The following is a 13,778-nucleotide window of genomic DNA, read 5'->3' on the forward strand; positions in this document are numbered from 1 at the left end:
AGTGCAGACCGGGGCGGACCGCTGTGCCGATCTTTCCGGCCCGTGGTGCGTACCGAAAAGTTTTGGGCTTCTCCGGTTGCCAGCGGGCTCCGTGGCGCATAGGGAAGGTATGAACACGCAGGATCAGGCCACGAGCACGATGATTGAGCAGCCGGACAGTACTTCCCAGCCGATGACCGCGGCTGAGGCGTTGGAGTTCCTGACGCCTGACCTACAGGAGTTCCTGGTCGACCTGCACGGGTCACCGGAATCGATCGCGCAGGCGGCGGTGCAGCTGCTGCCGTTCGGATCACGCGCGGCGTTGCAGGCGACCGGCCTGGTGACGGCCGATGGCGCCAGATGTGGAACCGACACGGACACCAGCCTGCGGCTGACCGAGCTCGCCTTCGAGGCGATGGCTGTCGCGGCGGACCGGGCCGAGACCGAAGAACTCGATGAGTTGACCGCCAGGGCCGCGGCGATCATGGCCGAGCGGCACCCGAGGTGACCGCCACGGCTCCGGGAGGCCGTCGCAGGCTAGGGTGCCTGCTGCTGGTAGGCGGCGATGTAGGCACGGAGCCGGCGTAGCGCCTTGCCGACCCCCTCGTGACTGAGACCCAAGGCCTCGGCCGCGGTGCGGCTGCTCGCGCTGGCGCCGGTGCGCTGGATGTGATCCAGCAGATAGGTGGCGACCCGGACCGCTGTGGCGTCTCCGCGGTGATAGGCGTCTGCCATCGCCGCCTGGACGAGGTCCGCGGTGGCCGAGGCTTCCAGTCGCGCGGCGGTCTGGTCGTCGGTCAGACCCAGCAGGGCGGGATGGGTGTCGCCGACGGGGACGTTCCGGTGGATGCGCCGGATGGCCGTGCGCGCCTGGTTCGACGCGATGGCGAGCAGATAGCCGGCGGGACTGGCGGCCGGCGAGACCATTCCCCGGTGCACGCTTTCCACCAGCTGAGCGACCGCGTCGCCGGCGATTTCGTCGATGTCCGCGCCGCTCAACGCCTGACCGAACCGGCGGTACAGGTAGCCGCGCAATGCGGCGATGCCCCGTTGCAGCACCTCTCCCTTCAGTTGTCCGGGTTCGGTGGTCAGGGCACTCACCAGGTGCCGGATGGGGTCGGCGGTGGTCACCGGGTCGGGGCCGGACATGGCGGGCCTCCCTGCCCCTGCAGCAGGTGGTGAAAGCTGAGCAGTGCCTCATGCACGTCGTGCGGGGTCAGCGTCCGGCCACGTTCTCGCAAGCGGTGCAGGACCTGCTGGGCTGATGGGGCGCTACCGTTCGTCTCCGCCAGATCCAGATACTGGATCAGGATGAGGGTCTCGGTGACGCGCCGCTGACGCACCCAGGTGTCTATCCCGGCGCGGATCGCGGCCGCGTCGAAGCCACCGCCCAGGACGGTTTCCGCCAGCAGATCGTCGTACTCCTGTCCGCTGGCCCTGATCTCGCCGTGGTCCCTGAGCCAGGCCAGTGCGGCCCGGTGCGCATCGGCACGGAGACCGGCGACCACCAGGCCCTGCTCGTCACGCAGCGCGTACCGCCACCGGTTCACCACCTTGTTCACCACGGTGTGGATGATCAGAAAGTGCAGCCGGCCCGGGAGTCGCTGGCGCACATGCTGGCACAACTCCTCGATCACGAGTAAGACGTCAGCGCGGTCGTCATCAGCCGGCGGTATGCCGTGAGGCTCCTCATGACTCACTGATATCTCACGTTCGACGCCCGAGGCTTTAAGTGAATAAAACTCAATTAAAGTAGTTATGCGGCTTATGCTACGGGGGTCCCGCCTGCTGTCAGCCCCACATCCGGACCTCTGCGAGGAATCTCGTGAGCCTTGCCGTCGCGATCGGGGTGGCGGCGGTGTTCGCCGTCTTCGGGTTCCCGTTCACCTTCTACCAGTGCTGGTTCAGCTGGACCCGGGCCGGCGCACTCGGTGGCTTCCTGCTCTATCTGACGCTGGCCGGCGGCGGAGGTGGACTGCTCGGCTGGACCGCCGCATATCTGGCCGACGTGCCGCCCTTCTCCAACCCCGCTCTTGGCGGGTTGTTCTACGGCATCGCCGGCGCCTTCGCCGTCCGCGCGGACTTTCGCACCAGCACCACCACCAGCACCGGCCTCAGCAGCGCCGGCCGCGGCTCGCACGAACTCCGGACGGCCGCCTCGCTGCTGGGCAAGGGCATCGAATGGTCCACCGGGCTGCTCAACGCGGTGACTCGCCGCCAGGTCAAGAGCTGGCTGGCCGCCCTCACCGATGACCAGCTGCTGGGGTTCACCTATGACCTGGTCCACGAACTCCAGGAGAGTCCTGCCATCCCCGCCAACGGCCGGACCGCCATCGGCAAGAAGGCCGTGGACGCGATGGGGGCCCTCACCACTGCGGCAACACACGCCGAAGGGCGCTCTCAGCTCACCCACTTCTGCCTGCGCCAGGTGGTCGACCAGCACATCCCTAAACCCGGCAACCTGTAGCGCCGGGCTCCGGGACGTCAGCGGTTGTAGAACACTTCGCGCAACGTGCCGATGTCCGCGTCGGCCAGCTTGGTGAACTCGCCGGGCGGCGGCACCAGCAGCTGTGCCCGGTGCAGATCCACTGCCTGCCGCAGGGCGCCGAGCGCCTGAGCGAGCAGCTGTTCCTGCTGGTCGACCTGCTCGTTGAGCTTACGGATGCTGTCGATCATCGACTCGATCACCGCCTGGACGGTCGCGCCGGTGATCGAGAGGGTCTCCTCCTTCTTGTCCGGGACCGTGCCGAGGATGGCGCCCAGTGACTGGATGGTCTCCGCGGCGACGGCGGAGCCCGCGGGGAGAGTCTCAGGCGCGACGGCGACGACAACCACCGCGGCGATCGCGCCGACGACGGTCAGTGCGGTCTGCGTGCCTTTCTTGCGGTTCAGGCACCACTGGTCGAGCGAGTCGAGCACCTTGATGGTGGTCTCGCCGATGTTCCAGACATCGGTGAGCTGGCGGCGCCGCAGCTCCAGGTGGGCGTCCATCACTTCGGCGAGACTGGTCGCGAACTGGTGTTGCAGGTCGGCGGCGTCGGTCAGCGCGGCGCAGTACCCGGTGAACTTGTTGGCCGCGTCGCCGGTCCAGTACTTCATGTGCACGTTCGTGATGTGACCGACGAGCTGACTGACGGATTCGGCCTGCGCGTCACCGGCCAGGCTGTCGGCCGACAGTTGCCCGCCGGCTTTGCGGGTCAGTTTCAGGCTCGGGATCAGCGTGCCGGCAGTGCGGTAGAGCGGGCTGGTCAGCGACTCGTTGATGCTGTCCGGGTCGGGCACGGAGAACGCGGTGAAGTAGGTGGGAACGTCCGCGAGGGCCTGCCGCACGTACTCCTGCACGTTGCCGTTGTCCTCGGGGTTGCCCGAGCTCGGCGCGGAATAGTGCGGATTGCTGGTGGTCATGCCTGGCGTCTGCGACTTGGTGTAGTCGTCGATCGATCCCTGCTGGGCCTGGCTGTACGACTCGTCCTGCCACAGGACGACCTCGGCAGCTTTGTCGATCACCCGCTGGCCCAGGGCGTGCAGGTCGGCGAAGCTGCGGTACACGTATCCGTCGGCCATGGCCGTCTCCTCTCCTACCGCGTGAACCGGATCGCGGGCGGCTGCTCGACCGGAACATGTTCTCGGCCGGTGGTGCCGGGCGGTGTTCCGTCGACCCAGGACGCCTTGAGGATGGCCTTCCCGGACTCGGTGTCGGTCTGCTCGTACGCCTCCGCGATGTGGATCACCGTCTGCCCGGCGCTGAACAGGTTCTCGGCGCTGTGACCGAGTAGGTCCTGCAGGTCGTCGCGCAGGTTCTGCCACAGCGTGGTGATCTGACTCGGTGGCCCGCCCGCGGTGACTTCGAAGGCTGCCCGGTCGCTGTCGGCAGTCGCCGCGACCGCGTTGTTGACCCGGCCGTAGGTGATGCCGAGCGTCGGCAGGTCCATCCTGCCGATGATGTACAGGTCGTTGATGTCTGCGGTGAACTGGTCGGGCATGCTGATCTCCCCGTGTCGTGCGCGGTGGCAGCTCAGGCGGTGCAGGCGGCGGTCGCTACCGGATGGAGGGTGAGCGCCGGCCGGCCCTGCGCGATCGCCACCGTGATCTTGCCGCGGTCGGTGTTCTCGGGTACGGCGAGTTCGAAGGTGACCTGATCGTCGCGGATCTGCCCGGTCATCCCGTAGATGAGGGCTCCGCTCCTGTCGCGCAGGATCAGGCTGGCCGCGGGTGAGCACAGCGTGGCACCCGGCGGGTCGGTGACGATGCGCCCGGTCACGACGGAACGGCCATGACTGTCGGCAGCTCCCACTGTCACGTCAGTGACGCGAACCTCGCGGGGCCAGCCGTTGAACGCCTCTGCCGGTGCCGGAGTCGCGGCGACGAAGGTGGCCTCGACCTCGCTCACCTTGCTGCCCGCCTTGTCCAGGAAGAAGCTGCCGGCTCCGGCGAGTTCCTGGCCGGGCAGCAGAACCACCACGTCCGGAAGCTGTTCGTCACGGCCGGCGACGGGATCGCCCGACGGGTCGAGGACGCGCACCTTCACCGCGGCGTTGATGACAGCGTCCGGACAGTCGTTGCGGGTCATGACGGCGTACTGCACGGTCTGCCGGACGACGGAGAAGCCGGTTTCGGAGACAGTGGGCAGACACGCCGGCGCGCTGTGTGCCGGCCGCGCCGACGAACTCGCAGCGGGCGTCGGACCGTCTGCGGACGGCTCCTCGCCGGCGCTGTTCGTCACCGCGAACAGCACGCCGGCAGCGACCAGGACGACCGCGGCGGCCGCGATCCACCACCAACGACGACTGGGTGGGACGGTAGGCGAGGTCATCGGCGCTCCACAGGTCGGTTGTCGGCGCGACGCCAGGCGGGCAGGCCGGCCGACAGGTCGTAGTACTGATCGAGCAGCCGGGCCCGCGCGGACCGGTAGGCGCTGATGGTGGCCGTCGCCGCGGCCAGCGCCGCACCGATGAACTGCTGCTGGCTCAGTTGCCGCTGGGCGCCGGACCTGACGGTGACAGTCCACGACGCCAGCGCGCGGCTGTCGATCGAGATCCAGCCGTCCGGTGCGGCTCCGGTCACGGTCAGCTCGTCGGCCTCCTGTTCGAACCGTCGATCCGCCGGGTCGCGGTCGGGCTCGTGGCCGCCCAGATAGGCCGCTTCGACCTCGGTGTACTCCCGGTGATACCGGACCCAGGCGAGCGTCGCCAGACGACCCAGTTGGTGTCCCAGCGCGGATTCGTCGTAGCTGCCGTACGAACGTTGCCGGAACTCCAGGGACAGCTGAAGCCGTCCGCGCACTCCAGCGTGGAGGCGCCCGTCGGGTGAGGCGACGTCGACAGTGATCCGCTCGAGTCGCTCGGCTAGCTCTCCCACATGGATCGACCCCCGTAGATCGATGACTATCGTCCGGCAAGCTCGCCGGATAGTACACCGATCGTGACGTGTCGGGTTCAATGCGTGATCAACATGGGTGGCCGTGGGCGTTGCTCCGGCGCGGAATCGGCGTTACCCCGATCCGGTGACCCTGGCGGGATGTGCTCCGGGGGTGACACCGCGCTGATCGGGCGGGGTTCCGGGCGACGGACGACGCGCGGCGCGGCCCTCGAAGGAGAGCCGCGCCGGCGTCATGTGGCTATCTGATCGGCACGCCTACGGTGTAGATGTCCTGGTCGTTGGCGACCGAGGCGTTGGTCGCGCCGACACGGCACACGGCCGGGGGCGTGGTGGTGGTTCCGGTGCCGGGGCAGAGGAACAGATCGACCGGACGGGTGTCCGACCAGACCGGGTACGCGGTGTGGTTGGTGACCGCGACGGCCGCGTAGTCGCCGTAGAACGTACCGTTGAACTGCGTCGGCGGCGGCATGCTGGAGGTCGTGGCGCGGTCGTGCCGGAAGCCGGACGCGTTCCGGGACTGCGACACGGTGATGTCGGAGAAGCCGGTGTTGTTGTCCGAGCCGTACTGGCGGTCGTAGTAGCTGACCGCCAGCGCGCCGTTGGGCGTGTAGGCGGCGCCCTGGAAGAACTGGTCGCTGCGCGCCTGACCGCTGGCCGTGGTCACCACCGGCGCGGTGCGGGGCTCGGTGTTCGCGAAGCTCGCTCCGCCGTTGGTCGAGACCGACAGCACGATGTCGTTGTTGCAGGTCGTCTTGACGCCGGTGAACAGGTTGGTCCCGGCCGCCGAGAAGCCGGCCGGGGTGCACCCGGTCGTCTCGTTGGAATTGCGGTTGATGTACGAACCGTAGGTCACCACGACCCGGCTCGGGTGGGTGGGATCCACCGCGCCGATCGGGTAGTTGGTCGCCCGGAAGATCGAGTTGGCCGACGGGCCCTTCTCCGGGACGCAGGCGCGGCCGGGGTCGGCGCCGTTCTGGTAGGTCGCGCAATCGGGCAGGTCGTTGTAGTAGCCGACCCGCACCGGCGGCGAGAAGCTGGCCCCGCCGTCGGTGGACTTGGACAGCAGCATCTGGTTGCGGTTCTCCGGCGCGACGACCGCGTTGTTGAAGTTCGCGTACGTCACGTAGAGGGTGCCGTCCGGTGCGGTGAACGGCTGGGAGAACTGGTTCTCGTTACAGGTGCCCTGCGGCGTCGGCAGCCCGTACGTGTTGTCGCAGAGCGCGCTCGTGGAGCTGACCAGGACCGGCGCGCTGAAGCTCTCGCCGTAGTCGGCCGAGTGGGCCTCGTAGATGTAGCCGGTGCCGTCGGCGGCGAACGTCGTCCAGGTCACGTAGACACGGTCACGGAACCGGCTGGTCCGGCTGTTGTCGACGGTCAGCAGCTGCTTGTCCAGCAAGAAGTCGCCGGCGCCCACGACGTCGTTGTGCTCGGCCACCGGACGACCCGGGAAGTTGAAGGACGCGCCGTTGGTGCCCGTGGACCGGTAGACGTAGAACGCACTGGACTGGTCGGGGTTGGCCGAGGCGACGAGCCCGCGCATGAACACCTGGCAGGAGAGATACGCGTTGCCGCGGCTGTCCCAGGCGACCGACGTGTCGCCGCCGGACTGCCAGTACTGCCGGGCGCCGCCGAATGCGGTGCCGCGGGTGAAGCCGTTGGGCGTGGTGGAGTCGGCCCAGGTCTTGCCGGCATTCTGGGAGTACGACACCCCGCAGGTACCGTCGCCGCGCCGGTAGTCGTTGTAGCTGGCGATCACGTGGTTGGCGTTGTTCGGGTCGACCGCCGCCCAGGTCTCGTTCTGCGCCTGCGCCCGGCCCTGCAGATCGGGGTCGGTGATGTTCAGACAGTTCTGGTTGACCTTGACGTCGGCGCCGAAATGATCGGTGCAGGTCGCGGTGGCCGGCCTGAACGTCCCGGCCGGCGCCGCCTGCCGTGCCGCCGCCTGCGCTCCGCCCAGTTCGGAGGTGAGCAGCCCCGAGACGAGCCGCTTCTGGATGCTGTTGAGCTGCGCGTAGCCGAACGGCGCCGCGGCCGCGGTGGAGCCGGTCGCCACGTTCAGCGAGAGACCGACCAGCGACCCGGCCGCCAGGAAAGCGATGGTACGTCGCAATCGCGTCATGAGATTACGCCCCTTGCTCGAAGATGGCGATTCCTATCGACTCAGCGAGGCTAGGCCGCAAAACTCATTGATCAGCATCAACCTTTTGGTCGAGGATCGACAGAGGCGTTCCTCGGTCGGCTCTTTGTGCTCAAATCTTTGAGCCGGATCGGGGCCGAGCGGAACCCCGGCACCGTCACGGCGTCAAATGGGTATGAGCGAACGGTGGTATGCACGATCACGGGCCCGGCCCGCGGCGTACTTGATGATCGTTGTGCTGTGGGGAGCGCAGGCGTGCGCGACCGCCGGGCGGACGACCGGGCCGCCCCGCGCCGTCTCCAGTGAGGAGGCCACGGTCATGCCGCACCTTCGATCGGTCGGACCCGAGAGCCGGAACCGCGAGGTCGTGCTCCGCTTCGGCGACCGCCTCCACGTGACGCCACCGGACTTGCCGGGCGGCTGGCGGGTGACCGAGTACCCCGGTGACATCGTCCGGCTCGACGGCGTCGCCGCGGCGGCGCCCAGCCACGTCTTCGAGACCGTCGCGACCGGTGAAGGGAGGATCTCGCTGGCGCCGGCGGGGCCGTCCCACTCGGCGGCCGACGGCTACACCCTGCGGATCCGGGTGATGCGCGACAACGTGCAGCCACCGCGACCATAGGCGCGCCCGGCGATCCGGTCTGCGGTTACTAGTGACGGCGCAGATCGGGGACAATTGTTCCGGGCCGTTTACCGCCCTTCCCGTTCAGATGACGATTCCGCTGGTGTTTTCGTCAGGTGCGGCCAATTTCTCGATTTGTCACGTAGCAGCCCGGGCGGCTCGAACTCGCGCATCAACCGCTCGACCGCGCTCTCGCGGGCCCCGTAGGCGCCGTGGGTGCCGGCCCGGGCGTAAGCGGCTACGCCGCGACGACCCAGTTGCCCTTGCCGCGGTTCTTCGCCGCGTACATCGCCTCGTCGGCGGCGAGCAGCGCGGTGCGCCGGGAGTCGGGTGACGTGTGGGCATGCGCGGCGATGCCGATACTGACACCGACGGTGAGGTGCCGCCCGCCGAACTCGACCGGGCGCGCCACCTCCGCGACGATCCGCTGCGCCAGGTGTTCCCCGTACGCGATGTCCGCCCCGGTGCAGGCGATGACGAACTCGTCGCCGCCGAGCCGAGCCACCAGGTCGCTGCTGCGAACCGCCGCGCCGAGCCGCTGGCCGACCGCCTGGAGAACGGCGTCCCCGGCCTCGTGCCCGTCGCGGTCGTTGATCCCTTTGAACCCGTCGAGGTCGAGGTAGAGCAGCACTCCGGCGGTGTCCTGCTCGAGGTGCTCGGTGAAGGCGGCACGGTTCGCCAGGCCGGTCAGCGGGTCGTGCCGGGCCTGGTAGGCCAGCTGGGCCTGGGTGCGTTCGAGTCCGCGGACGGCTTGCAGGAAGCGGATCAGCACGCAGGCGATGCAGGCGAGGGTGGCGGTCATCAGGATGGTGCGGCCGCCGGGGCCGAGCCCGGTATGCGTGAGGGCGACGGTGGGCGCGGTGGCCAGGGCCGCCCCGAGGAAGACCACCCGGGCCGGGTGCAGCACCTCGACGGCTCGGCCCGGCTCGGTGAGCTCGCCGCCGCGGTGGTGCAGCCCCGCGCAGGCGAGCAGGCAGTTGCCGAGCAGGACGGCGGCGTCCAGGTCCCACGAGATGTCGCTGTGCACCACGTACAGGAGCACGTTGTTTGCCGAATCGGTGAGCAGATACAGCGTCGTGGAGACGAGCATCAGGTAGGTGGGTCCGCCGCGTCGCCCGGGGGAGAGGAACAGCATGAGTACGCCGGCGAGCAGGATGACGTCGCCCAGCGGGTACAGGGCCGGTGTCACGCTCTCCAGGGTGGTGAAGCCCTCCGCGATGATCGGCAGGCAGAAGTAGACGTAGGCGGCGATCGCGGCGGCGAACGTCAGCGTCAGCCCGTCGAGCACGACACCGCGGACGCGGCCGGCCGCCCGGTAGCGGGCCATCATCAGCAGGGCGGCCGCCATGGCGGGGTAGCCGGAAAGCCAGAGCACGTCCGAGAGTCCGACCGGCGGCACGTAGCCGGAGTAGTACTGCAGGGTCTGCACGGCGTCGCCGCTGAGCCACAGGACCAGTGCCAGGGCGATCAGGCACCACGGCACCCGGTCACGCTTCGCCGGCCGGCGCGCCGCGGTGATACAGACGGCGACGACCAGGGGCGCCGCCCATGCGAAGTAGATGATGTCCGAGGTCGGCGTTCCGCTCCGCCACCACATCGCGGCCGCCGCCAGCACCGTCGCGCCGAGCAGCGCCCAGACCACCTTGTTCTTCACGCCGCGCCATGTCGTCGCAGCACACCCGCCCTTGAGGTGATGTGGCGTACGGCACACCGCCGTAGCGGGTCCGACCAGCCTGGTGTCTCGAGCTCATGGGGTCCTGGTTCCGGCGCTGAACGGCCGGAACGCCCTGCTTTGCAGCGACCTGTATCGTGTCGTCCGGCCGTGCAGTGACGACGATGAATCAGAGGTGCTGATGGACGCCGCTGTGCTGGCAGTGCAGCAATGGGTCAACGCCACGTACGCCGGGGTCTCCGGATATGTCGCGATCGCCGAGGACGGCAGCGCCGGCCGCCAGACGATGGCCGCGCTGACCCGGGGACTGCAGCATGAGCTGGGGCTCACGGCGCTCTCGGACAACTTCGGCCCGGCGACGCTGGCGGCGCTGACCGCGCACGGCCCGATCGGTCCCGCCGAGACGAACCGGAACCTGGTCAAGATCGTTCAGGGCGGCCTGGTCTGCAAGGGCTACGCCGCCTTCGGCCTCGACGGCATCTACGGTACGGCCGTGGCCGCCGCCGTCGCGGCCCTGATGACCGACGCCGGGCTCGCCGCGCGGATCGACGGCACGGTCGTCCCGAAGGTGTGCAAGGCGCTGCTGTTCACCGACGGCTACCTGCTGGCGTCCGGCGCCTCCGCGCGACTGCGCGCCGCCCAGCAGTGGATGAACGACCGCTATCTGAACCGGTCGGCGTTCTTCGTGCTGGCCTGCGACGGCCGCCGGTCCCGCGAGTTCCTGACCGCGCTGATCTTCGCCGTGCAGTACGAGGGCGGCCTGACCGACGCGCAGGCCAACGGCAACTTCGGCCCGCTGACTCAGGCCGGGGTCAAGCGGAACGGCCTGATCAGGGCCGGTTCCTCCGGCCCGTGGGTGCGGTTGTTCTCGGCCGCGCTCACGCACTACCCGGCGGCGCAGGTCTTCACCGGCGACTTCGACGAGTCGCTGGCCGCCGCGGCCCGCGCGGTCCAGGAGTTCTGCGGGCTCACCGTGAACGGCGAGGGTGACTTCGCGACCTGGGCGTCGTTGCTGATCAGCACCGGGGATCCGGCCCGCCCGGGCACGGCGGCGGACACCGTCGACGAGGTGACCGCGGCCCGTGCCCAGGCCCTGGTGGCAGCCGGGTACCGCGTGATCGGCCGCTACCTGACGAACGTCGAGGGCAGCGGCTTCGACAAGAAGATCAAGCCCGGCGAGCTGGCCACCCTGGCCGCCAACGGCCTGCGCCTGTTCCCGATCTTCCAGACGTACGCGGACTCGGCCTCCTACTTCGGCTGGGCGCGGGGCTACGCGGACGCGCTGGCCGCGCACGACGCGGCGGCCGGGCACGGCATCGACGCCGGGGCGGTCGTCTACTTCGCCGTCGACTACGACGCGACCGACACCGAGGTGACGCAGCGGGTGATCCCGTACTTCCTCGGGGTCGACGCCGGGCTGCGGCAGCGTGGTGGCCGGTACTCGCACGGCGTCTATGGCGCTCGCAACGTGTGCAGCCGGCTCGCGGCCGAGGCGTTCCCGCGGTGGAGTTTCGTCAGCGGGATCACCTCGGGCTGGACCGGGAACGTGGCGTACCCGTTGCCCGCCAACTGGGCATTCGACCAGATCTCCACGATCGGCGTCGGCACCCTGGAGATCGACAAGTGCGTGCGGCGGGCGGGCACCGACGCGGGGGAGGGCGCCTTCGGCTCCGCCGCGACAGGACTGGCCGCCTATCTCGACTGGATCGACCGGCTGCACGAGCTCGCGGTCGCCTACGGCAACGGCGATCCGGGCGAGCGGGTGCTGGAATACCTGCGCGCGGGCCGCTACGACAACTGGCAGACCCGCGAGCTGGCCGGCGGCACGGACGCGGAATTCGTCAGCTACGTCGACCGCACCGGGCTGGCACGCGTCCGCACCTACCGCGACCCGGTCGCCGGGGTGGACGTGGACGTCAGCCGGTGGGGTGCGGCGGCGCTCGCCGAGCTGCGCGGACGCGGCGACGCCGGCGGCTGGGGCGGTGACCTGATGGCGTTCTACGGCGGATGGCGGTTCACGGCGCCGGCCACCGCGGCCCGTGACTACTGCGCGGCGTACCTGGCCACCAGCGAGAACCCGGGGGCGCTCGACCTCGCCGGGCTGGTCGCGGACGTGGACGCGTACCTGGCCGCGACGGCTCTGCGTGCGGGCGCCACGCTCGGCGCCCACCTGCGCGGAGCCGATCGCGGTCTCCGGTTCAGCCTGTTCTACCGTGGCCGGTTCGGCGGTGACCCGGCCGCGGCGGCGGCCGCGGCACAGAGCCTGCTCACCGGCACCGGCGACGACGTGGTGACGGCGTACCGCACGCTGCTGCTGCGCGGCCTGGCCACGACCCCGGTGACGGTGGACGACCAGCTGCGGCAGTTCTGCCGGGGCTTCGCGGACCGGCTGGTCGCGCTGACCGAGAACGAGCAGATCCAGATCCGTCGAGGAAAGGTGTCCTGATGCGGCGACGTACCCTGCTGGCGTCGGCGGGAGCAGGCGCGGGAGCGATGCTGGCCGGTCCCGGGCTGTCCGCTGCGCCGGCCGAGGCCGCTGGCACACCCACCTTGCGGACGTACGCCGTGCAGGGCACCGACATCGCGGTGGCGTTGCTGCCCGGTCCGGCGGCGACGGTCCTGCTCTACGCGGCCCGCCGCTTCCACTACGAGATCGACGCGCTGCGGCCGGGTGATCTCGTCACCGATGCCTCGGGCACCGTTCTCGACATCCGGCCGGGGTGGTATCCGGCGGGGGCGCGGGACGGATTCCTGCCGTACCAAAAAATCGTGGTCCATGACATCGTCGCGCAGTGCGACGGGCTGCTCGGCTGGGGCGGTGACGCGCGCACGCCGCGCGAGGGACGCTTCGAGATCGCGGTGGCGCCGGCCGACCACCGTCTGCGGGCATTGGCGCGGCGCCTGGACACCGATGCCGCATGGCCGAGCCGCCGGGTGGGCGCGGGCATCGCTCTGCCGTTCACCGCGGACCGGGTACGGCGGGCGCAGTCGATCCGTCGCGGCATGGCGCGGTAACGCTCGAACGGGCCGCGCTCCGAAGTCGCCGGCCGGCCGGCGCTGGAAACGCCGCCGGCCGGGAACTGACACGCGATGTCGCATTAAACCGATTGGACGGCTTGCTGGTATTTTGCCGACGTCGCGGACTTAACAATCGTTAATTAAATACAAATAGTTATTCCATAACTGTGACGTCATGCACATCGGTCCTGTTTGGAATGGTGATATGGTCTCGGCGCTCGGGAGGAAGAAATCCTCCGCTCCACCTGCGATGCCACGGGAAGATCCCCGGGTTATTTGCAAAGGAAATTAAAATGCGCAGAATCCATGCCACCGTTCTCGCCGCGACCGCGACCGCGGCCGCCCTGCTCGCCCCCGCCGCGGCCCAGGCCGCGCCCACCAGCACCACCGAGCTGCTGGGCACCTACGGGTTCGGGCGCGCCGCCGTCATCGGCGACGCCGGGGTGGCCGCCGGCGTGTGGCGCTCGCCGGCCGTGCACAGCCGTTTCGCGGGCGACGACCTGACCGTCACTTTCTCGCCGCGGACCAAGCCGCGGGCCAGTGAGCAGCTTGTCTACACGGCCGCGTTCAACGAGGTCGCCGACGCGCAGGCCGAGTGCCGCAAGGTCGGTGCGGACGGCGTGGCCCACCATGTCTGGATGTCCTTCCGATGCCAGACCGGCTTTGTGCCGAGCTACACCCTTTACGTGCGCTGACCTTTCTGCGATCCGGCTCGTATCGTGCCGTGCGCCATTCTCCGGCCACTCGCATGGCCATTTTCCAAGAAAACGACGAACAATGTGGAGCGCCGGTGCGAAAAGCCGCCCCCGGCGCCCTCGGCATGGTCCTCGGGCTGACCTCGCCGGCCGCCGCGGCGGACAACACCTTCGACCTTTGCCGCCGGCCATGCCACGGCCCGCGGCACCTGTGATCGGACGCTGAGCATCCCGCCGGCCCCGCGCTCGTGTGCCGGCACCACCGTCCGGCGCGCC

The 13,778-nt window shown here is 69.5% G+C and carries 14 protein-coding genes; 6 read left to right on the forward strand and 8 right to left on the reverse strand.

The genetic code is table 11. The annotated features are described in order from the left end of the window. The first annotated feature begins 109 nt into the window (after positions 1-109). Positions 110-487, forward strand: a complete 378-nt coding sequence (locus Actob_RS11005) for a hypothetical protein (protein ID WP_284919978.1) — start codon at positions 110-112, stop codon at positions 485-487. A gap of 29 nt (positions 488-516) precedes the next feature. Here Actob_RS11005 and Actob_RS11010 read toward each other — a convergent pair whose 3' ends face one another. Continuing rightward, a complete protein-coding gene (locus tag Actob_RS11010; RefSeq protein ID WP_284919979.1) occupies positions 517-1,128 on the reverse strand; it encodes an RNA polymerase sigma factor in 612 nt (203 codons plus the stop codon). Further along, positions 1,107-1,616 carry a hypothetical protein gene (locus tag Actob_RS11015; RefSeq protein ID WP_284919980.1) on the reverse strand — a complete coding sequence of 170 codons (510 nt, stop codon included), beginning with the start codon at positions 1,614-1,616 and terminating at the stop codon, positions 1,107-1,109. Before Actob_RS11015 ends, Actob_RS11010 begins: the two co-directional genes overlap by 22 nt. A 188-nt stretch (positions 1,617-1,804) precedes the next feature. Between Actob_RS11015 and Actob_RS11020 the strand changes: the two genes are divergently transcribed. Further along, positions 1,805-2,446, forward strand: a complete 642-nt coding sequence (locus Actob_RS11020) for a hypothetical protein (protein WP_284919981.1) — start codon at positions 1,805-1,807, stop codon at positions 2,444-2,446. Between the two features lie 17 nt (positions 2,447-2,463). Here Actob_RS11020 and Actob_RS11025 read toward each other — a convergent pair whose 3' ends face one another. The 5 genes from Actob_RS11025 to Actob_RS11045 form a co-directional block, all read right to left on the reverse strand. Next, positions 2,464-3,543 carry a magnesium transporter CorA family protein gene (locus Actob_RS11025; RefSeq protein WP_284919982.1) on the reverse strand — a complete coding sequence of 360 codons (1,080 nt, stop codon included), beginning with the start codon at positions 3,541-3,543 and terminating at the stop codon, positions 2,464-2,466. A gap of 14 nt (positions 3,544-3,557) precedes the next feature. Then, positions 3,558-3,962, reverse strand: a complete 405-nt coding sequence (locus Actob_RS11030; protein WP_284919983.1) for a hypothetical protein — start codon at positions 3,960-3,962, stop codon at positions 3,558-3,560. A gap of 32 nt (positions 3,963-3,994) precedes the next feature. Next, positions 3,995-4,792: a hypothetical protein gene (locus Actob_RS11035; protein ID WP_284919984.1), complete on the reverse strand. Its 798-nt coding sequence runs from the start codon at positions 4,790-4,792 to the stop codon at positions 3,995-3,997. Next, a complete protein-coding gene (locus Actob_RS11040) occupies positions 4,789-5,262 on the reverse strand; it encodes a hypothetical protein (protein WP_284919985.1) in 474 nt (157 codons plus the stop codon). Before Actob_RS11040 ends, Actob_RS11035 begins: the two co-directional genes overlap by 4 nt. 334 nt (positions 5,263-5,596) lie before the next feature. After that, positions 5,597-7,468 carry a sialidase family protein gene (locus tag Actob_RS11045; RefSeq protein ID WP_284919986.1) on the reverse strand — a complete coding sequence of 624 codons (1,872 nt, stop codon included), beginning with the start codon at positions 7,466-7,468 and terminating at the stop codon, positions 5,597-5,599. Between the two features lie 253 nt (positions 7,469-7,721). Between Actob_RS11045 and Actob_RS11050 the strand changes: the two genes are divergently transcribed. Next, positions 7,722-8,117 carry a hypothetical protein gene (locus Actob_RS11050; RefSeq protein ID WP_284919987.1) on the forward strand — a complete coding sequence of 132 codons (396 nt, stop codon included), beginning with the start codon at positions 7,722-7,724 and terminating at the stop codon, positions 8,115-8,117. Between the two features lie 238 nt (positions 8,118-8,355). Here Actob_RS11050 and Actob_RS11055 read toward each other — a convergent pair whose 3' ends face one another. After that, entirely contained in the window at positions 8,356-9,771 is a 1,416-nt protein-coding gene (locus tag Actob_RS11055) for a GGDEF domain-containing protein (RefSeq protein ID WP_284919988.1), read from the reverse strand. A 199-nt stretch (positions 9,772-9,970) separates the two neighbouring features. Between Actob_RS11055 and Actob_RS11060 the strand changes: the two genes are divergently transcribed. The 3 genes from Actob_RS11060 to Actob_RS11070 all read left to right on the forward strand — a co-directional run bounded on the left by Actob_RS11060 (position 9,971) and on the right by Actob_RS11070 (position 13,502). After that, the gene (locus Actob_RS11060; RefSeq protein ID WP_284919989.1) at positions 9,971-12,235 is read left to right on the forward strand and encodes a glycoside hydrolase domain-containing protein; all 2,265 of its coding nucleotides are present in this window, start codon (positions 9,971-9,973) and stop codon (positions 12,233-12,235) included. Beyond that, the gene (locus Actob_RS11065; RefSeq protein ID WP_284919990.1) at positions 12,235-12,804 is read left to right on the forward strand and encodes a hypothetical protein; all 570 of its coding nucleotides are present in this window, start codon (positions 12,235-12,237) and stop codon (positions 12,802-12,804) included. Before Actob_RS11060 ends, Actob_RS11065 begins: the two co-directional genes overlap by 1 nt. Positions 12,805-13,100: 296 nt before the next feature. Next, a complete protein-coding gene (locus tag Actob_RS11070; RefSeq protein WP_284919991.1) occupies positions 13,101-13,502 on the forward strand; it encodes a hypothetical protein in 402 nt (133 codons plus the stop codon). Positions 13,503-13,778: the final 276 nt, after the last annotated feature.

The sequence above is a fragment of the Actinoplanes oblitus genome, assembly GCF_030252345.1.
Lineage (GTDB): Bacteria > Actinomycetota > Actinomycetes > Mycobacteriales > Micromonosporaceae > Actinoplanes > Actinoplanes oblitus.